Origin of the sequence: Cupriavidus basilensis (assembly GCF_000832305.1) — a bacterium.
GTDB classification, from domain to species: domain Bacteria; phylum Pseudomonadota; class Gammaproteobacteria; order Burkholderiales; family Burkholderiaceae; genus Cupriavidus; species Cupriavidus basilensis_F.
Genome location: NZ_CP010536.1, coordinates 3218836 through 3237325, shown reverse-complemented (window position 1 = coordinate 3237325; position 18490 = coordinate 3218836). Strand labels below are relative to the sequence as shown.

The window sequence follows — 18490 nt, the reverse complement described above, 5'->3', positions numbered from 1 at the left end:
AGCGTGCCAATGGCAAAGGCCAAAGCAACCGAAAAGGTTTCCACTAAAACTCCCCAGTCGGGGAGCGGCAAGGCGTCCGTGAAAACAACGGCGGCTGCGAAGACAGCTGCGTCAGTCAAGGCGCCAGCCCAGCCTGTGCCTGCCAAGACAGCTCTGAGCGCCAAGGCGCCCGCAGCGTCCACTTCCACCGGGATCCACCTATCCGAAAACCTGAAGCCCTCGACTTCGGCACACGAGAGCGGCGATAGCGCCAATACAAGCGGCAAGAACGCCGCATCTGTACCTGTGAAAGGCAAGAGTATTACCGTGGCGAAACAGCAGAATACCGAAGTCGAGAGCAAGAAAGCGGCAGCGACCAGCGCCAAGACCGGAGACGCCAAGCCAGGCGCCGCCGAGCCCGAGGCCACGCCGAATGCCACAACTTCCGCCCCCGTTGCATCCGAGCGTCCCGCCGCTCCGGCAGTCAAGCCGGAGCCGAAGAAGCGTGGCCGCAAGCCCAAGGCCGGAGCGCAGCGCGACGACAGCACACCAGACGACGTGACTGAAGAGCTTTACGAAGACGAGATCCCCGCGGCAGCAACGCCGACTGCCGCGCCCAAGAGCGACAAGCAAAAGGCTCGCGACCGCAAGGCCAAGGAAAAGGCCCTGCTCAAGGAGTTCGCTTCGACGCAGCAGGGTACCGAGGAAGAACTGGAAGTACGCCGCCAGAAGCTCAAGGCGCTGATCAAGCTCGGCAAGTCGCGCGGCTACCTGACGTACGCGGAAATCAACGATCACCTGCCGGACGACATGGTCGATTCGGAAACGATCGACACGCTGGTCGCCACGCTCAACGACATCGGCATTGCCGTCTACGAACAAGCGCCGGACGCCGAAACGCTGCTGCTCAACGACAACGCACCGTCGGCCACCAGCGAGGAAGAAGCGGAGGAAGAGGCTGAGGCGGCACTTTCAACCGTTGACTCGGAGTTCGGCCGCACCACCGACCCCGTGCGCATGTACATGCGCGAGATGGGCACGGTGGAGCTGCTGACGCGCGAAGGCGAAATTGAGATCGCTAAGCGCATCGAGGCCGGCCTGAAAGACATGGTGATGGCGATCTCCGCCTGCCCGGTCACGATCTCCGAGATCCTGGCCCTGGCCGAGCGCGTTGCCAGCGATGAAATCAAGATCGACGAGTTCGTCGACGGCCTGATCGACCCGAACGCCGCGGACGTGCCCGTGGCCCCGCCGGCTCCGGCCGTGGTGGCGGCTGCCGAGGAAGACGAGCTGGAGTCTGACGGCGAGGAATCGGACGAAGACGAGGATGAGGATGCTGGCGGCCTGGCTGCCTCGGCACGCCAGCTCGAGGAACTGAAGCTGGCCGCGCTGGAAAAATTCCGCGTGATCGCCGAGCAGTTCGACAAGATGCGCCGCTCGTTCGAGAAGGAAGGCTACAAGTCCAAGTCCTACGTCAAGGCCCAGGAAGCCATCCTGAACGAGCTGATGAGCATCCGCTTCACTGCCCGCAACGTCGAGCGCCTGTGCGACACGCTGCGTGGTCAGGTGGACGAGGTGCGCAAGCTCGAGCGCTCCATCCTGAAGATCGTGGTGGACAAGTGTGGCATGCCGCGTGCGGATTTCGTCGCCCGTTTCCCGGGCAATGAGACCAACCTCGAGTGGATCGACACGATTATCAAAGACGGCAAGCCGTACAGCACCATCGTCGAACGTAATGTGCCGGCCGTGCGCGAGCTGCAGCAAAAGCTGATCGACCTGCAGATGCGCGTGGTGCTGCCGCTCAAGGAACTCAAGGAAGTCAACCGCAAGATGAGCGAGGGCGAGAAGCGCGCCCGCGAAGCCAAGCGCGAGATGACCGAGGCCAACCTGCGCCTGGTCATCTCCATCGCCAAGAAGTACACCAACCGCGGCCTGCAGTTCCTCGACCTGATCCAGGAAGGCAATATCGGCCTGATGAAGGCGGTGGACAAGTTCGAATACCGCCGCGGCTACAAGTTCTCGACCTACGCGACGTGGTGGATCCGCCAGGCCATCACCCGCTCGATCGCCGATCAGGCGCGCACCATCCGTATCCCGGTGCACATGATCGAAACGATCAACAAGATGAACCGCATCTCGCGCCAGATCCTGCAGGAAACCGGCAACGAGCCGGATCCGGCAACGCTGGCCGAGAAGATGGAGATGCCGGAAGACAAGATCCGCAAGATCATGAAGATCGCGAAGGAACCGATCTCCATGGAAACGCCGATCGGTGACGACGACGACTCCCATCTTGGCGACTTCATCGAAGACACCAACACGCTGGCCCCGGCCGAAGCGGCGCTGCACGGCTCCATGCGCGACGTCGTCAAGGACGTGCTGGATTCGCTCACGCCGCGCGAAGCCAAGGTGCTGCGCATGCGTTTCGGCATCGAGATGAGCACGGACCACACGCTGGAAGAAGTCGGCAAGCAGTTCGACGTCACCCGCGAGCGGATCCGCCAAATAGAAGCCAAGGCATTGCGCAAGCTGCGTCACCCGAGCCGCTCCGATAAGCTAAAGAGTTTCCTTGAAGGCAGTTGATCGGTATCATGCCGGTCTGACTTTCCAGGGCCTCTAGCTCATGCTTGGTTAGAGCAGCGGACTCATAATCCGTTGGTGCCGTGTTCGACTCACGGGAGGCCCACCATTGTTGAAAAAGCCCCGCAGATTCCTGCGGGGCTTTTTCTTTGCCGCGGCGTTTGCGCGGACTTGCGAATCGTGGCCCGGCCACCGCTGCATTGCAGCTATACAGCCGCCTTATCGCCGCTTTATTGCACCCTTGTCGCCGCGTCGGACTTTGGCTAAGCAGGCCGCGCTATTTGTCCATGCCGGCAGTGGGCGATTTCTTCTGGCTTGGCGCCTTGCCAGCCGGCTTCTTGGTAGAAGCCTTTGAGTCGGTGAGCGCCGAGGCCGTGTTCTGGTTGGCACCCTGGGTGTACGGGTCAAACTTGTCGTTGGCCTTTGCGGTGTCTGGCACGTAGCCGTCCTTGTTGGTAGCGCGTTCGGCGTCGGGTACGTAGCCGTCTTTATTGGTCGTGCGCTGAGGGTCCGGCACATAGCCGTCCTTGTTGGTGCTACGCATGTTGTAGTCGTAGCGATCCGCTGGATTTGCGGGGCCTGCGGCGTAGACGGTACCCGGCAGGAGAACTGCAATTGCCACTGCGATAGCGATCTTCATGGATGACTCCTTCCAATCAAAGTCGATGTAAAGCCGACGACCCTCGCGCGCTCACCTGGCGCAACGGTCCGCCTATCAGCGTAGCCGTCAGGCTTGCAGAATTCCAGTGATCATTTTTTGCCGCGCGCCTGTGGTTGAGCCCATGTATTGCTGTTGCAGGCGACGAGTTCCGAAAGGGGTGGGCTTGCTAGCGGAAGTGCATTGCGTTCAGCGCCTGAACACGCAAGGCGGCATTGCGCCCGCTCAGGCCCGCACCGAGGCAGGCGCGTTCGCTCCGATGGCGTTGCCGTCCGTGCCGCTCGGGCGAGCCGCGCAGCACCAGGCCTTCATAGCTTCTGCACGGCGGCCAGGTCGAATATCTTCGCCCAGCGCAACGCTTCCTTCCGGCTTGCCATCGGGATCTGCCAACTGTCTTGCGCCTGGTGTTCAAGGCGCAAGGCAAGCATCCATGCGGTGCCGTTCTCCAGCGCGGCGGCACTCGCTATATCCGCAAAAATAAACTTCGCCTGCTGTCCATCGACATCCAGCGCGCCACGCTTGCGTTCCGGATCCACGCGCATCGTCCCCCACTCGCCCTCCAGCGACAGGATGCGCTCGCCCTTGATCTTGACGCCGTGGATCGCGCGGTAGCGGCGGACAAGGCTTGCGACGAATGCCACGAGCAGCGCCGCGCAGAACAAGACGGCAGCGGTTCCGGCGATCGCGCCATAGGCTGCGGCCACCGTGGCGTACAGGCGGACCGCGCCGTAGATGAGGGCACCGATCAAGGCGAGGCCGGCGATGATGAATGGCACGTCTTTTCCTTTAAAGAATCCGTGGTGAATGAACTAGCTTGCGGCCGCTAACGTGGCTATGGCCGTTGCGGCGTGACCGATGTGCCGAAGGTGTTGCCCATGCGGTGGCTGGTCGCCGAGTAGTTGAACAGCCCCAGGGCGTTGGAGGGACGCTCCACGATGGCCTCGGACGCCAGCTTGCGCTCCGAGGGCGGCTGGCCGGGGGCGGGCTTGGGACTTAGTTTCTGCGTCAGGCAAGGAAACGATGGGGCCCGCATGCCATTGACTTCGACCTCGACGCAGCGCGCCGTGCCATCCCCGGTTGGTGGGGATACCTCCGCAGCGAGTAGCGGGCAGGCCGCGCCAAGGCTACCTGCGGCAATCACTACAGCGTTCAGCCATCCGCGCATTTCGTGCTCCGTCTTCATTGATTGCCAACCACGCCATTGACGATATGCCTGAAGTGTAGCGCTCCATTCCGGGTGGCGCGGCATGCAATTGCCCTGCGATATCGCCGCCGTCGAGGCGCATCGCCATGCTCCGCGCCAGCACATGAAGCTTTCGTGACAAACGACAGTCGGCGCGCGGGCCGTTCGTCTAACCAATCGTACGCGGCGCTGAAATGATGACCGCTCATCATGGCCTCATCGGATGCGATCGCTTACGACTTGCCTCTGGTCGAGGCGCCGGCGCAAGGGAACGACGGCAATTGTTTCGCAAGGGATTGAGCAAACACATGCATGACAAGAACAAGAACGATGCGTCCGCGCGCTGGAGGGCGCTATGTCTGGCGGTGCTAGGACTAGGGACGCAGGGAACCGCGATGGCGCAGGCCCCCGCTGCCACCGAGGCGGCAACGCCTGGCGTGCAGGCCGATGCGCAACGGCGCGTCGACATCAACGAGTACATCGTGCGTGGGAACACGGTGCTGGATGCGCGCGCGATCGAGCGCGCGGTCACGCCTTACCTTGGGCCGAAGCGCACGATGAAGGATATCGAGGGCGCGCGCGATGCGCTGCTGGCGGCCTACCAGGCCAAGGGGTTCCAGTCGGTGTACGTGGACCTGCCTGAGCAGCAGGCGGTCGGCGGCGTGGTCTTTCTGCAGGTGAGCGAGACCAAGGTGGGCCGCGTGCGTGTGGTGGGAGCGCAGTACAACTCGCCGGTAGAGGTGCGTGAGCAGGTGCCCGCGCTGGCGCCGGGCACGGTGCCGGACTTCAACCAGGCGCAGACGGAGCTCACTGCCTTGAACCGGACCGCGAACCGGCAGGTGATGCCGCTGGTCAAGCAGGGCGCGCTGCCTGGCACCATGGACGTTGACCTCAAGGTCGAGGACAGCAGCCCGTGGCGGGCGAGCGTGGGCCTGAACAACGACTACAGCGCGGATACCAAGCAACTGCGGGCCACGGCTTCGCTGGGCCACGACAACCTTTGGCAGCTGGGGCACAGCGCCTCGGTCAGCTTCTTTGGCGCCCCGCAGGACCTGAACCAGACCCAGGTGTGGTCTGGCTCGTATGTGGCGCCGCTGCGTGGCACTAACTGGGGCCTCGAGGCTTCTGGCTACAAATCGGACAGCAACGTCGCGACGACGGGCGGCACGAACGTATTGGGCAAGGGCCATGCGGTTGGCGTGAAGGCCACCTACACCGTGCCGAACACCGGAGCGTGGTGGCACGCATTCAGCGCGGGCGTGGACTTCAAGGACAACGAAGAGGTGACGCGCCTGGGCAGCACCGGCAATACGGTCCCGCTCAAGTACGCGCCGATCACGCTCGGCTACTCGGGCTTCGGCCAGACGGAGCGCGGCACCTATGGCCTGAACCTGTCGCTGGTCGCGGGCACGCGCAGCTTCCTTGGCTACGGCAGCACCGCGCTGCAATTCGACAACAAGCGCTACAAGGCGTCGCCGAGCTTCATGGTGCTCAAGGGCGATACCAATGGCGCCTACACCTTCGCGGGCAACGCGCAGCTGGGTTGGCGCCTGGCTGCCCAGATCACGGATTCCCCACTGGTCTCGAACGAGCAGATCGCAGCCGGCGGCATGAACTCGGTGCGCGGCTACCTGTCCGCCGAGTCCACCGGAGACTATGGCGTGGTCGGGTCCGTGGAAATGCGCACGCCACCGCTGGCCTTCTTCACTTCCGTGGTTGAAAACTGGCGTGCTTACCTGTTTGCCGATGCCGGCCAGGTCCGCCTGCGCGATCCGTTGCCCGAGCAGAACAGCAATTTCTCGCTCGCCTCGGTAGGTGTGGGCACCACGTTCCGCCTCGGCCAGAAGGTCACCGGGCGCCTGGACCTGGGCTATCCGCTCAAGGACGGGCCACGCACGCAGCGCGGCGACCCGCGCGTGAACTTCAGCGTCACCGCCAGCTACTGAGCGCGTGCAGCGCGCCGTTTCCAACCTGATACATCGACTCCCGACGAGCTAACCGAGAACCACTGTCATGCGACGCATCCTTTTGCTCGTGCTCACGCTGCTGAGCACACTCCTGCCGGACCTGGCCCATGCCTGGTGGCAGCCCGACTGGGCCTATCGCAAGCCGATCACGATCGACGCCGGCCCCAAGGCCGGCGCGATCGGCGGCGATGCCGGGCGTACCCCGGTGCTGCTGCGCCTGCATACCGGCAACTTCAGCTTTGAAGGCGTGAGCGAGACCGGCGCCGACCTGCGCTTTGTCGCCGCCGACGACAAGACCGTGCTTAACCACCAGATCGAACAGTTCGATCCGCTCCTGGGCATCGCGCTGATCTGGATCGACGTCCCGTCGGTCTCGGCCGCCGGCCCGCAGCAGTTGTGGATGTACTACGGCAACGCCAAGGCGCCGGCATCGGGCAATGGCCAGCGGACCTTCGACCCCGACTACACGTTGGTCTACCACTTTGCCGAAGGCAGCGTGCCGGCGCGCGACACCACGGCTTACGGCAACCACAGCCAGACCGCCGTGGTGAGCGTCGATGGCACGGTCATCGGCAAGGGCGCGCAGCTCGGCGCCGCCCCGCTGGTGCTGCCGTCGTCGCCATCGCTGGCGCAGGCAGCCGGCGCGCCGTTCGGCTTCTCCGCCTGGGTACGCCCCGAGAAGCTCGGCCCGCAGCAAGTCGTCTATGCGCGCCGCGATGGCGCTGGCGAACTCGTCATCGGCATCGACCAGGGTGTGCCGTTCGTGCAGGTCAATGGCCAGCGCAGCAATCCCGGCCAGCCCGTGCAGGCGGGGCAGTGGTCGCACCTGGCAGTCAAGTCCGATGGCAAGAGCGTGTCGCTGTATGTCGGTGGACGTCCTGCCGCATCGCTGGCAACCGCCTTGCCGGCGCTGAACACGCCGGCCACGCTCGGTGCCGACGCGGCGGCAGGGGCAGCGCCCAACGCGCCGGCCGCGGCTACCGCGCTGAGCCCGTTTTCCGGTGCCATCGATGAAGTGCGTTTGTCCAAGGTCGCGCGCCCGGATGCGCTGATCCTCGCCGACGCCGTATCGCAAGGTGCTGAATCGCGCCTGGCTGTGTTCGGCGCGGACGAGCAGCAGGCCGGCAAGAGCCATTTCGGCTTCATCCTCGCCGCCATGCCGCTGGACGCCTGGATCGTGGTGGGCCTGCTCGGCATCATGATGGCGCTGTCGTGGGCCATCATGATCAGCAAGGGCCGCAGCTACGGCGCCACCTCGCGCGCCAACGCTGCATTCATGGTGCATTTCCGCGAAGCGGCCGGCGCGCCGCTGGACCAGCTGGCCAAGAGCAACCGCGTACCCGAGGCCGTCAAGGCGGATTCGTCGCTGTGGCGCTTGTATGAAATGGCGGTCGAAGAATTGCACCGCCGCCATCAGATGGGCTACGACCTCAACGCAGTCTCCGACGCGACCATCAGCGCGATCCGCGCGGCCATGGATGGCGTGATGGTGCGCGAGAGCGAGCGCATGGCCAAGCGCATGAACTGGCTGTCGACCACCATCGAAGGCGCGCCGTATGTGGGCCTGTTCGGCACCGTGATCGGGATCATGCTGGTGTTCGTCGTGGCGGCCATGGCCGGCGCGGTGGATATCAACTCGGTGGCGCCGGGCATGGCCGCGGCCTTGCTGTGTACCGCTGCCGGGCTGGGCGTCGCGATTCCCGCGCTGTTCGGCTACAACTGGCTCGCCTCGCGCTCGGACTCGATCGGCGCCGACATGGCGGTGTTCGTGGACGAGTTCGCCACGCGCCTGGCCGAAGAGCAGGGCGAGGGACGTCGCGTCCCCGCTGCTCTGCACCGGGCTTAAGGGGAGCGCGCGGCCATGGCATACGCAGCCAAATTCGGCACCAAGAAGCGCACGGGCGGCATCAACATCACGCCCTTCGTCGACGTGCTGCTGGTGGTGCTGGTGATTTTCATCCTGACCAGCAATGCCAGCATTCCGGGCATCAAGGTGGACCTGCCCAAGGCGAGTTCGTCGGTCGCGCTGGAGAAGCCCAAGACCAAGGCCATCACGATCGACAACGCGGGCCAGGTGTTCCTCGACGCCTATCCGGTGACGCTGCCGGAGCTGGAGGAGCGCTTGCGCACGGAGAAGGCGCTCACGCCGGATTTCCCCGTGATCGTGCGGGGCGACGCCGCCGTGCAGTACGCGAAGGTGGTGGAGGTGCTGGACCTGCTCAGGCGCATCGACCTGAACCAGATCGGCCTGGTCACCGGCAAGCCGGCGTGAGGAGAGTCGGGTGAAACATCGTGATCCAACTCCTCCTCCCCGGCAGCGCGCCATCGCCTTGTGGCGCCGCTGGGGCGGGCTGATCATCGGCGCGCTGGTCATCATCGGGCTGGCCGTGCTGGTCTGGCGCCTGCTGTCCGACACCGTCAGCACCAAGCGCGAGGTGGCGGCCACGCCGATGCTGGTGCTGCCACCGCCGCCGCCTCCGCCTCCCGAGCTCGAGAAGCCGCCCGAGCCGGTGCCGGAGAAGGTCAAGCCGGAGGTGATCGAGCCCGAGCCCAAGCCGGCGGACCCGCAGGAAGCGCCAAAGGACGACGCACCCCCAAGCCCGTCGAAGGATCTCGGCGACCCGGTCACGATCGACGGCGCGGCGCAAGCCGGCACGGATGCATTCGGCATCCAGGCCGGGCGCGGCGGCGGCATGACCGGCGGTGGCGGCGGGCTGGGCAGCCGGTCTTACGCGAGCTACGTCTCGGGTGCCTTGCAGCAGGCCTTCGCGCGCGACCAGCGCACCCGGCAGCTGGCGTTCGAGGACATCCGCATCGAGCTGTGGCTGGACGCCGACGGCCGCGCCACGCGTGTGCTACTGGTGCGCGGCACCGGCAACGCGCAGACCGATGAAGCCGTGCTGGCCATGGTGCGCGATTTCCGGGCCGACGAACGGCCGCCGGCGTCGCTGCGCTTTCCGATGCGCATGTCGATCAAGGGGCGCCGGCCGTGACGCGGCCTGCAGGCCGCCGCCGCATGCCTCACCGCATGCCCTACCGCATGCCCCACCTATTCCACCTCATTCTCGTGAACGAACCGATGAACCATCCAGCAAACTCCCGACGCCATGCGCAGCCGGCCCGCAAGACCCACGCGCTGGCCGCCGCCACGGCGATCGCGCTGCTCGGCGCAAGCGGCGCGGGCTACGCGCAAAGCGCGGCACCCGCCGATAGCACCATGGTCAAGCTGATCCGTGGCCTGATGCAAAGTGGCGCCCTGAAAAAAGATGCCGGCGAAGCCTTGCTTGCCCAGGCCCAGACCGAAGCCATGGCGCAGCAGCAGGCGCAGCGCCTGGCCTCGGCATCGGCCACCGCTGCCGGCGGCATGCGCGTGGAGCCGGGCGACGTGCGCGTGCCCTATATTTCCGACACCGTGCGCGACCAGATCCGCGACGAGGTCAAGGGTCAGGTCATGGCCCAGGCCCAGGCCGAAGGCTGGGCGGCACCGAACGAAACGCCGGAGTGGACCAAGCGCATCCGCATCGAAGGCGACGTGCGCGTGCGCGACGAATCGCGCTTCTATTCCAGCAACAACAGCGATATCGCCATCGACTGGGCGGCCATCAACCAGAGCAGCGGCTTCGATGTCAACCCGAACACCAATCTCTCGCTGCCGCCGCTGGTCAACACGCGGCAGAACCGCGTGAGCCTGCTGCGTGCCCGCGCCAGGTTCGGCGTGCTGGCCGATATTTCCGACAGCACGCACGCGGGCATCCGCATTGCCACCGGCAACGACGACAGCCCGGTGTCCACCAACCAGACGCTGGGCGGCGGCCTGGCCAAGAAGAACGTGTGGCTCGACCAGGGCTGGCTGTCGTACAAGCCGGCCGAATGGGTCAACCTCACCGCCGGCCGCTTCGGCAACCCGTTCGTGTCGTCCGACCTGCTGTTCTCGAACGACCTGAACTTCGACGGCCTGGCCGCCCAGTTCGACAAGGCGTTGCCCAACCGGGACGTCGCGCTGTTCGGCACGCTCGGCCTGGTGCCGCTCGAGTATTCCTCCGACAGCTTCCCCAGCCGCAGCCAGAACAAGGCGAGCAGCGAGAAGAAATGGCTGCTGGGCGCACAGATCGGCGCGAGCTGGAAGCTCAACAACGACAACCGCCTGCGCGGTGCGCTGGCGTACTACGACTTCCGCAACGTCAGCGGCCAGGTGTCGCAGCCTTGCGCGCTGTACGCCGGCGCCGACGGCTGCAGCACCGACTGGTCACGCCCGGCCTTCATGCAGAAGGGCAACACGCTGATGCTGTTGCGCAATATCGCGCTCAATCCGCTGGATCCGGCTGGCACGCCGCAGCCGCAATACGTGGGCCTGGCCTCCAAGTTCCAGTTGCTGGACCTGAACTTCCGCTGGGAAACCAAGGTGGCGGGCAGCCTCGGCCTGCGCATGGATGCGAACTACATCCGCAACCTGGCCTACGACGAGGGCGGCATGTTCTCGCGTGCAAACGGCGGCATCGTCAATAACTTCGGCGGCAGCGGCGGCACCAGCCGCGCGGACTTCAAGAGCGGCGGCAACGCCTATATGTTCCAGGCCACGCTGGGCAAGCCCGTGACGCTTGCCAGGGGCGACTGGAACATGCTGCTTGGCTACAAGCGCATCGAGCCGGATGCCATGCCGGACGGCTACAACGATTCGACCTTCCACCTGGGCGGCACCAACGCACGCGGCTACTACGTGGGCGGCTCGTACGCGCTCGACAAGAACACGTGGGTGACCGGCCGCTGGACGTCGACCAAGGAGGTCTATGGCCCGCCGCTGGCGATCGATATCTTGCAGGTCGAGATCAACACGCGCTTCTAGGAGGGATACCGTGTCATCCACATCACGCTTGCGCGGCGCCTGGCGTCCACTGGCGCTCGCCGCCAGCTTCATGATGGCCGGCGCAGCGGCTCACGCCCAGCCGGCCCAGACCATGGAAGAGCGCCTGCGCGCCCAGTTGCGCGTTACCACCACGCAGCTGCAACAGGCGCAGAACGAACTGGCCGCGCTCAAGGCCGGCGCGCCACATGTCGGCGCCGCGCCATCCGGCGCGGACGCCGACGCGAAGAAGGAACTGGAGCGCGCCCGTGCCCAACTCGCTGCCGAGCGCCAGGAGCGCGAGCGGCTGAGTGACAGGAACCAGCAGGCGCAACAGCAGGCACAGGCGGTTGCCGAGAAGGCGAGCACGCAGATTGCACAGTACCGCAACGCCTATGACGAACTGCTCAAGCTCGCGCGCGCGGCCGAGGCGGACCGCCAGCGCCTGGCCCTGGAGGCCAAGGCCCAGCATGCCACCGTGGCGCAGTGCGAGGCCAAGAACGCGAAGCTCTACGCAGTGGGCCAGGAGATCCTGCGCGCCTACGAGACGGTGGACCTGGGCACGGTGATGATCGCGCGCCAGCCCTTCGCGGCGCAGAGCCGGGTGAAGTTCGAGCAGATCGCGCAGGAGTATGGCGACAAGCTGTATGAAGGGCGCTTCGCGGCCGGCGCCGCGGCAGCCGCCGACGCACCCGCGCAGGCGGCTGCCGATGTCAATGCTGCGGCGAGCACCACGAGCACCACGAGCACCACGGGCGCGGCAGAGGCGCCACGCCCATGACGCGCAACGCCAGCAACGGACCGCGCATGGCGGTGGCGCCGAGCCTGCTGTTGCTGGGGCGTGAGTGTTTTGTCATGTTGCTGCGATGTCATGAGGCGCGCGGGCCTGCGCGCGGGCAAGGCGATGCCGCCGGCCCGCGCAGGCGTTCGCCCGCGCTCCCGGAGAAAAAAGGTAAGACACAGATGATTCGAATGAAATCACATGCCCAGTCCATGCTGCCGCCCGTGCGCGCGGCCATCGGCGTCCTGCTGGCCTCGTGGCTGAGCGCAGCGCCGGTGCAGGCCGCGGAGCCCGCCACGGCAAGCGGTCCGGTGGTGGCGCGCGCCGGCTCGGTCACCGTTGGCCAGGATGACGTGGAGCGGCTGCTGCAGGGCCTGCCGGAAGCGGACCGCGCCGCGGCCAGGAGCAACCGCGCGGGCATCGAGAACTGGCTGCGCCAGCGCCTGGCCAGTGAAGCGCTGCTGCGCGAGGCACAGGGCAAGGGCTGGGCGGAACGGCCCGAGGTAAAGGCGCGCGTCGATGCCGCCATGCGCGAGATCTCCGCGCGGATCGTCGCCTCGACCTACCTGGAGTCGGTCGCGCAGCTGCCGGCGGGCTATCCGTCCGAGCCCGAGGTGAACGCAGCCTATGAAGGCGGCAAGGCGAACTTCCAGGTGCCCGCCAGCTACCGCGTCGCGCAGATCTTCCTGGCCACCCAGGGCAGCGATGCCGCGGCCACGGCCAAGGTACGCGATGAAGCCCGCAAGCTTGCCACGCAGGCACGGCAGGGCGATTTCGCGGCGCTCGCCAAGAGCCGCTCGCAGGATCCCCGCGGTGCCGAACGCGGCGGGGAGGTCGGCGCGCTGCCGCTGGCACAGATGCTGCCGGAAGTGCGCGACACCGTTGCCAGGCTCAAGGTTGGCCAGGTGAGCGACCCGGTGCAATCGGCCGCGGGCTTTCATGTGATGAAGCTGCTGGACACGCAGGCTGGCCGCATTGCCACGCTCGACGAGATCAAGCCGCAGCTGGTGGCGGCCATGCGCCAGCAACGCCAGCAGCAGCTCGTGCAGGCCTATATGGCAAGGCTGGTTGCGCCTGGCGCGGCCAGCATCGACACCGCCGCGCTGGATGCCGTGCTGCACAAGGCGAACTGAACAGGACGCGGGTGCGGATTGCGGCGCCCGGTCACGCAAGCCTCAATCCCGATCCAAGCTTCAATCCAAGTCCCAATCTTTTAATCACCAAGATACCCATGAACACCACCGCAACCCAGATCGACACCTCGGCAGACAGCCAGCCCGCACTGCTGATGGCAGTGACTTCGGAGCAGGTCGGCGATGCCATCAAGGCCGCCGGCTGCGCCGTGACGGCCATCGAGCAGGACGGCGTGCTGCGCCTGCACAGCGCCAGCCACGGCGTTGGCTTCCAGGTCCTCTGGGGCAACTCGCTTGCGCCGGATGCGTACCTGGATTTCACGCTGAGCTGCCCGCTGCGGGTGCAAGGCGGCGCGTTGCCCGAGTGTGTGCTGGGCGACTGGCATCGCGCCAAGCGCTTCGCGCGCGTCGCGCAGCACGGCGAATTCCTGGTGCTTGAGATGGACGTGGTGATCTCCGGCGGCGTGGGCCCCGACTATCTCACCGTGGCACTGCAGCTGTGGACGCAGATGATGGGCCAGTTCTTCCTGCATCTGCGCAACTTCCAGCCGGCGGTATCGGATGCGGTTGCAGGTGCCGATGCAACTGGCGATGCAACTGCGGATGCCCCTGCGCAGGAAGAGGCCGCCGCCGCGTAGTGACCAACGCACCGCCAATCAGCAGGCATTTCGTAGCAGGGCGGCCGCGGCGCCAGGGCCTGGATCACCGTGCCGTTGGAGCGAGGCAAATGGTGACGCCCCGGTCTCGATGCGCACGGTGTATGAAGCTTCCATGACAAACAGCATATCCCGACGGTGAGTTCCGTCTTTGTATGACTACGTTGCGGGCCTTCGTGGCCGGTTGCGCCATGACGAAAGACAGGAACTTCGATGCATTCCCCGATTGAGCCAAGCCGGCAGGCCAGTCCTGCCGCGCGCAAGCTGGCCGTGCCACAGAAGATGTGGCGGCGTTTGCTCCGTACGCTGGGGCTGGTGGGCCTGGGCGCGGCGTCTTCCGCCGCCGCCCCGGCGCAGCCGTTCCCGCAGCACTGGATGCGCTATGCGCAACTGGCCAGCGCGGAGTTCCAGGCGCGGCTGGGCGACCCGGCCGACGCGAGCGCCCTGCGCATGCAGGATTGGATGCAGGCCCGCGCGCTGCCGGGCGCGTCGTTGGTGATGCGCGTGTGGCTTGCTCCCGATGGCCGCGTGGCGCGCATGGAGTTCGACTCGCTGGGCAATCCGCAGGCCGACGCGGACCTGCGCGCGGTGCTGATGACGAAGGCGCTGCCCGAGCCGCCGCCACCGGATATGCGCCAGCCCATGGTGCTGGGGCTGGGGCTGGATGGCGCGCAAGCGAGCTGAGGTGGCGATGGCTTTCGACCTGGGCCGCCGCAGCGGATTCGCGCGGCGCTCGCTGGCTCTTGCCGCCATGGCGCTGCTCTTTGCGCTGGCGGCAGGCACGGCCGGATGCGCGCCGCTGCAGGCGGCGTCATGGCGAGCCGCGCCCGATTTCTCGCGGCTGGTCCGCGAGAATGGCCCGGCGGTGGTCAACATCGGTGTAGCCCGCGAGGCATCGCCCGATCCGCTGCGCGGGCGTGCGCAGGGCCAGGACAATGTCGACGAGACCAGCCTGGGCTCGGGCTTCATCCTCAGCGGCGACGGCTATATCCTCACCAACGCGCACGTGGTCGCGCGCGGGTCCCTGGTCAGCGTGAAGCTGACCGACCGGCGCGAGTTCAAGGCCAGGCTGATCGGGCTGGATGCCGTTGCCGACGTCGCGCTGCTCAAGATCGACGCCACCGGCTTGCCGACGGTGAAGATCGGCGACGCGGCGAGCGTGGAAGTGGGCAGCTGGGCCCTGGCCATCGGCTCACCCTACGGTTTCAGCCACTCGGTCACGGCCGGCATCGTCAGCGCCAAGGGCAGGGTGCTGCCCGGCGCCGAGTACATGCCCTTCCTGCAGACCGACGTGCCGGTCAATCCCGGCAACTCCGGTGGCCCGCTGTTCAACCTCAAGGGTGAGGTGATCGGCATCAATTCCCGCATCTACAGCCGCAGCGGCGGCTATCAGGGCTTGTCGTTCGCCATCCCCATCGATGTGGCCATGCGCATCAAGGACCAGTTGCTGCGCCAGGGCGCGGTGACACGCGGGCGTATCGGCGTGGCGGTGCAGGAGGTTTCGCAGGCCCTGGCCGATTCGTTCCGCTTGCCCCGGCCCGCGGGCGCGCTGGTGAGCTATGTGCAGCCCGGCGGGGCCGCCGGCCGGGCCGGCATGAAGCCGGGCGACGTGATCCTGCAGGTGGGCGAGTGCGACGTCGTGCAGTCCGCCGATGCGCTGATCTTCATCGCGGACCTGGCCCCCGGCGTTGCCGTACCGCTGCGCCTCTGGCGGGACCGCGCCGCGCTCGTGCTGGCGGTGCGGCCCGATCGCTTCGACGCGCCACGGGTGGCGCGCCCGGCCGCGCCCGGGCACGCGCCGCTGGGCATGATGGTCAGGCCGCTGTGGGCGCAAGAGCGGCAGGTGCTGCGTATCGACGGCGGCCTGCTGGTGCAGCGCGTGAACGCGGCCGCGTCGCGCGCCGGCATGAACGCTGGCGACGTGATTCTCGCCGTCAACGGCCAGCCGGTCGACAGCATCGAGGCGCTGGCCGACGAGGCCAGCGCTGCGGACGGTGCCGTGGCGCTGCTGGTCCAGCGCGGCAACGCACGGCTGTTTGTCGCGATCGAGACGCGGCAGCCGGCGGGTCCCGCGCAGGAGGAGTGAGCCATGTCACGGCAGTGGGCGCCACGCATTCACGGCGGCGTCACATTGGATCCCTACGATGCGCACGGATATGCACTTGGGCCGAGCGCCCGATGCGGCAAGGACTCCTCAACGCACATGGCATTGGATCGTGATGGCACGTTTGGCCGCATCCCCCGGTGCGCGCGCACTGGTTGTCTATATGGCGGTCCTGGCCCTATGCCTGGCCTGCCAGCAGACCCGCGCCCAGCAGCCCGCCAACCGCGCCGGGGGCGAGATGGCATTCGACCTGCCGGCCCAGCCGCTCAAGCAAGCGTTGGCGCAATACGACGCGCAGACCAGCCTGTCCGTCTTCTTTTCTTCCGAGCTGGCAGCGGGGCGAACCTCGACTGCCGTCCATGGCACCTTCAGCCCGGAAAACGCCCTGCGCAAGATGCTCGAGGGCACTGGGCTGAACGTGCAGGCAACCGCGGCCGACGCCTTTGTGCTGGTGCCCGCGCCGCGCTACGCGGACACGGCCGTCGCGCAGCCCCCGGCCAGCGCGGCGCGGCAATATGACGGCGCTGTGCAGTCGCAGGTTTATCAGGCGCTCTGCGCGCGGCCCGCACTCGCGCTCGGGGAATATCGCCTTGCGCTCTATGTGCAGCTCAACGCGGCCGGCCACGTTGCGCACGCGCGCCTGCTGGACACCACCGGCGACAAGGCACGCGATGCAGCCATCATCGAGACCGTGGAGCACGTCGATGTGGGCCAGCCGCCCGGGGATCCGGCCAAGGCATTCGTGCTGCTGGTCAAGCCGGTGCGCTGTGATGCGGCGGCGGCCCGCTCCGGCTCGTGCCAGCCGCCCTGCGGCCGGCAGGCGAGCCGATAGATGAGCGACTCCAGCCGCTCCAGCCGCTCCAGCCTGCGCGAGTTGCTCGCGCAACGCTACGACGACCTCAAGCGCCGCCTGACATGGCGCCTGGGCTCGGCCGAACTCGCCAGCGATGCGCTGCACGATACCTGGGTGCACCTGGAAGACCGCAAGGAGCAGGGCGATCCGGTCAAGAGCCCGGCTGCCTACCTGATGCGCATGGCCACCAACCTGGCGCTGGACCGGCTGCAGCGCGAGCGCCGTTACATGAGCGCCGAAGAGATGGAGACGCTCATGGCCGAGATTGCCGACCCTGCGCCCGGCCCCGCGCAAACGGTTGCGGCGCGTGACGAGGTCGAGGCCGTTGCACGCCTCATCGAAAGCATGCCGCCACGCCGACGGGCGATCTTTCTCGCGGTGCGGGTCGATGAACTGTCGAACCAGGAGGCCGCGGTGCGCTTCGGCGTGTCGCCGCGCCTGATCGGCCTGGAGCTCAAGCGTGCTCATGAATACTGCATGGCCCATAGCCCCAAGCATGGATGAAAAAAAGCATGCCGATCTGTCGCTTCCCAACCGTCTTGTCTATGTCCACGGGCAAACCACGGTGGCGGCTCGCTTGATGCCATGATACGAATGATGAATCCTGCGCTACAACCGGAACGCACGCTTGACGCGATCGAGCGGCAGGCGCTCGCCTGGGTGCGCCGCGTGGCGGCGGGCGAGATGACGCAGGCCGACGGCGCCGCGCTGCGGCGCTGGTGCATGGCGGATCCCGCCAACCAGGCGGCTTTGTCCGTGGCACGGCAGCGATGGGCGCAACTGGGCGAGGCCAGCCGGCTGGTGGTGGCCCGCAACCCGGCCAGCCTGCGTTTTGCCGGGACGCCGCGCGCGCCGAACTGGCAGCGGCGTGCATTTCTCGGCGGCGCCATGAGCGCGGCGGCCGCCGCGGCGACGGTGGCCGTCATGCGGCCGCCGCTGGGCTTGTGGCCTTCCGTGGAGGAGATGCGCGCGGACTACCGCACCGCGACCGGCGAGCAACGCCGGCTGGCGCTGGCCGAGGATGTCACCGTCGAGCTCAATACGCGCACCAGTATTGCCGTGCGCTCCGGAGCGGGGCGTGTGCAGGGCATCGACCTGATCGCCGGCGAAGCCGCCGTCGATACCCTGAATGCGCCGCGGCCGTTCGCGGTCGTCGCCGGGCCGGGACGCGCGTTTGCGCAGAGCGCCCGGTTCGAAGTGCGGCTCACGCCTGCCGGCGCATGCGTGACTTGCGTCGAGGGGACCGTGCAGGTGGCGCATGCCACAGGCATCGCGACGCTGAGCGGCAAGCAGCAACTCAGCTACGATCGTGCTGCGCTCGGGCGCATCCTGCGTGTCGATCCGACAGGGATGCCGGCGTGGCGGGATGGCTACCTGCGGTTTGCCGATGCGCCGTTGCGTGAGGTGGTTGAGGAGATCAATCGCTATCGGCCGGGTAGGGTGGTGCTGCTGGATACGCGGGTGGCGGGCAGGCATGTGACGGGGCGGTTTCAGATTCGGTCGCTGGATAAGGCGATTGCGCAGATGCAGCGCTCGCTTGGGCTGGAGGTGCGGTCGTTGCCGGGGGGGATCGTGTTGCTTGGTTAGTGCGGCGTTCCATGCCGTTTGGAACTTGATTGGCGATTGGCGCGCATGCGCTTCAGCAGGATGCGTGCGAGCGCTCTTGGTCCCGATGAAGGGCTTGGGGTTGGTGTTGCGGTGAGCGTGAAGACATCGTGCCGCAGGGTTGGTCGCGGTTTCGTTTCTCTTGGCGGCG

17 protein-coding genes and 1 tRNA gene are annotated in these 18490 nt (G+C 66.8%); 15 read left to right on the top strand and 3 right to left on the bottom strand.

Annotated features, from left to right (window positions below; all coding sequences use genetic code 11):
- Positions 1-285: 285 nt before the first annotated feature.
- Together rpoD and RR42_RS14960 are read left to right on the top strand one after the other, a co-directional pair.
- Entirely contained in the window at positions 286-2562 is a 2277-nt protein-coding gene (gene rpoD / locus RR42_RS14965; RefSeq protein ID WP_043348269.1) for an RNA polymerase sigma factor RpoD, read from the top strand.
- A 27-nt stretch (positions 2563-2589) separates the two neighbouring features.
- A tRNA-Ile gene (locus RR42_RS14960) sits at positions 2590-2668 on the top strand.
- A gap of 168 nt (positions 2669-2836) precedes the next feature.
- On the opposite strand, the gene RR42_RS14955 is transcribed toward RR42_RS14960, so the two are convergent.
- From RR42_RS14955 to RR42_RS14945, 3 genes are all read right to left on the bottom strand, one after another.
- The gene (locus RR42_RS14955) at positions 2837-3199 is read right to left on the bottom strand and encodes a hypothetical protein (RefSeq protein ID WP_043348266.1); all 363 of its coding nucleotides are present in this window, start codon (positions 3197-3199) and stop codon (positions 2837-2839) included.
- A 326-nt stretch (positions 3200-3525) separates the two neighbouring features.
- Positions 3526-3993, bottom strand: coding sequence for a membrane protein (locus tag RR42_RS14950; RefSeq protein WP_043348263.1), 468 nt, complete (start codon positions 3991-3993; stop codon positions 3526-3528).
- A 56-nt stretch (positions 3994-4049) separates the two neighbouring features.
- A complete protein-coding gene (locus RR42_RS14945) occupies positions 4050-4382 on the bottom strand; it encodes a hypothetical protein (RefSeq protein WP_043352163.1) in 333 nt (110 codons plus the stop codon).
- Between the two features lie 326 nt (positions 4383-4708).
- On the opposite strand from RR42_RS14945, the gene RR42_RS14940 reads away from it, so the two are divergent.
- The 13 genes from RR42_RS14940 to RR42_RS14880 all read left to right on the top strand — a co-directional run bounded on the left by RR42_RS14940 (position 4709) and on the right by RR42_RS14880 (position 18321).
- Positions 4709-6346: a ShlB/FhaC/HecB family hemolysin secretion/activation protein gene (locus RR42_RS14940; RefSeq protein WP_082054909.1), complete on the top strand. Its 1638-nt coding sequence runs from the start codon at positions 4709-4711 to the stop codon at positions 6344-6346.
- Positions 6347-6413: 67 nt separating this feature from the next.
- Positions 6414-8213 (top strand): DUF2341 domain-containing protein, encoded by a 1800-nt coding sequence (locus RR42_RS14935; protein WP_043348260.1) that lies wholly within the window; start codon positions 6414-6416, stop codon positions 8211-8213.
- A gap of 15 nt (positions 8214-8228) precedes the next feature.
- Complete coding sequence (locus RR42_RS14930) at positions 8229-8639, top strand: ExbD/TolR family protein (RefSeq protein WP_006158977.1); 411 nt, start codon at positions 8229-8231, stop codon at positions 8637-8639.
- 10 nt (positions 8640-8649) lie between these two features.
- A complete protein-coding gene (locus RR42_RS14925) occupies positions 8650-9360 on the top strand; it encodes an energy transducer TonB (RefSeq protein WP_236701917.1) in 711 nt (236 codons plus the stop codon).
- A gap of 86 nt (positions 9361-9446) precedes the next feature.
- The gene (locus tag RR42_RS14920) at positions 9447-11210 is read left to right on the top strand and encodes a putative porin (RefSeq protein WP_082055021.1); all 1764 of its coding nucleotides are present in this window, start codon (positions 9447-9449) and stop codon (positions 11208-11210) included.
- A 10-nt stretch (positions 11211-11220) separates the two neighbouring features.
- The gene (locus RR42_RS14915; protein WP_043348257.1) at positions 11221-11988 is read left to right on the top strand and encodes a hypothetical protein; all 768 of its coding nucleotides are present in this window, start codon (positions 11221-11223) and stop codon (positions 11986-11988) included.
- A 191-nt stretch (positions 11989-12179) separates the two neighbouring features.
- Positions 12180-13121 carry a peptidylprolyl isomerase gene (locus tag RR42_RS14910; protein WP_043352154.1) on the top strand — a complete coding sequence of 314 codons (942 nt, stop codon included), beginning with the start codon at positions 12180-12182 and terminating at the stop codon, positions 13119-13121.
- A 98-nt stretch (positions 13122-13219) separates the two neighbouring features.
- Positions 13220-13759, top strand: a complete 540-nt coding sequence (locus tag RR42_RS14905) for a YbjN domain-containing protein (protein ID WP_052494640.1) — start codon at positions 13220-13222, stop codon at positions 13757-13759.
- 231 nt (positions 13760-13990) lie between these two features.
- On the top strand, positions 13991-14461 hold the full coding sequence (locus RR42_RS14900; RefSeq protein WP_052494639.1) for a hypothetical protein: 471 nt from the start codon (positions 13991-13993) through the stop codon (positions 14459-14461).
- Between the two features lie 7 nt (positions 14462-14468).
- Complete coding sequence (locus tag RR42_RS14895; RefSeq protein ID WP_043352147.1) at positions 14469-15863, top strand: trypsin-like peptidase domain-containing protein; 1395 nt, start codon at positions 14469-14471, stop codon at positions 15861-15863.
- A gap of 133 nt (positions 15864-15996) precedes the next feature.
- On the top strand, positions 15997-16713 hold the full coding sequence (locus tag RR42_RS14890; protein WP_043348255.1) for an STN domain-containing protein: 717 nt from the start codon (positions 15997-15999) through the stop codon (positions 16711-16713).
- The gene (locus tag RR42_RS14885) at positions 16714-17238 is read left to right on the top strand and encodes an RNA polymerase sigma factor (protein WP_043348251.1); all 525 of its coding nucleotides are present in this window, start codon (positions 16714-16716) and stop codon (positions 17236-17238) included.
- A 90-nt stretch (positions 17239-17328) separates the two neighbouring features.
- Positions 17329-18321, top strand: a complete 993-nt coding sequence (locus RR42_RS14880; RefSeq protein WP_158408285.1) for a FecR family protein — start codon at positions 17329-17331, stop codon at positions 18319-18321.
- Positions 18322-18490: the final 169 nt, after the last annotated feature.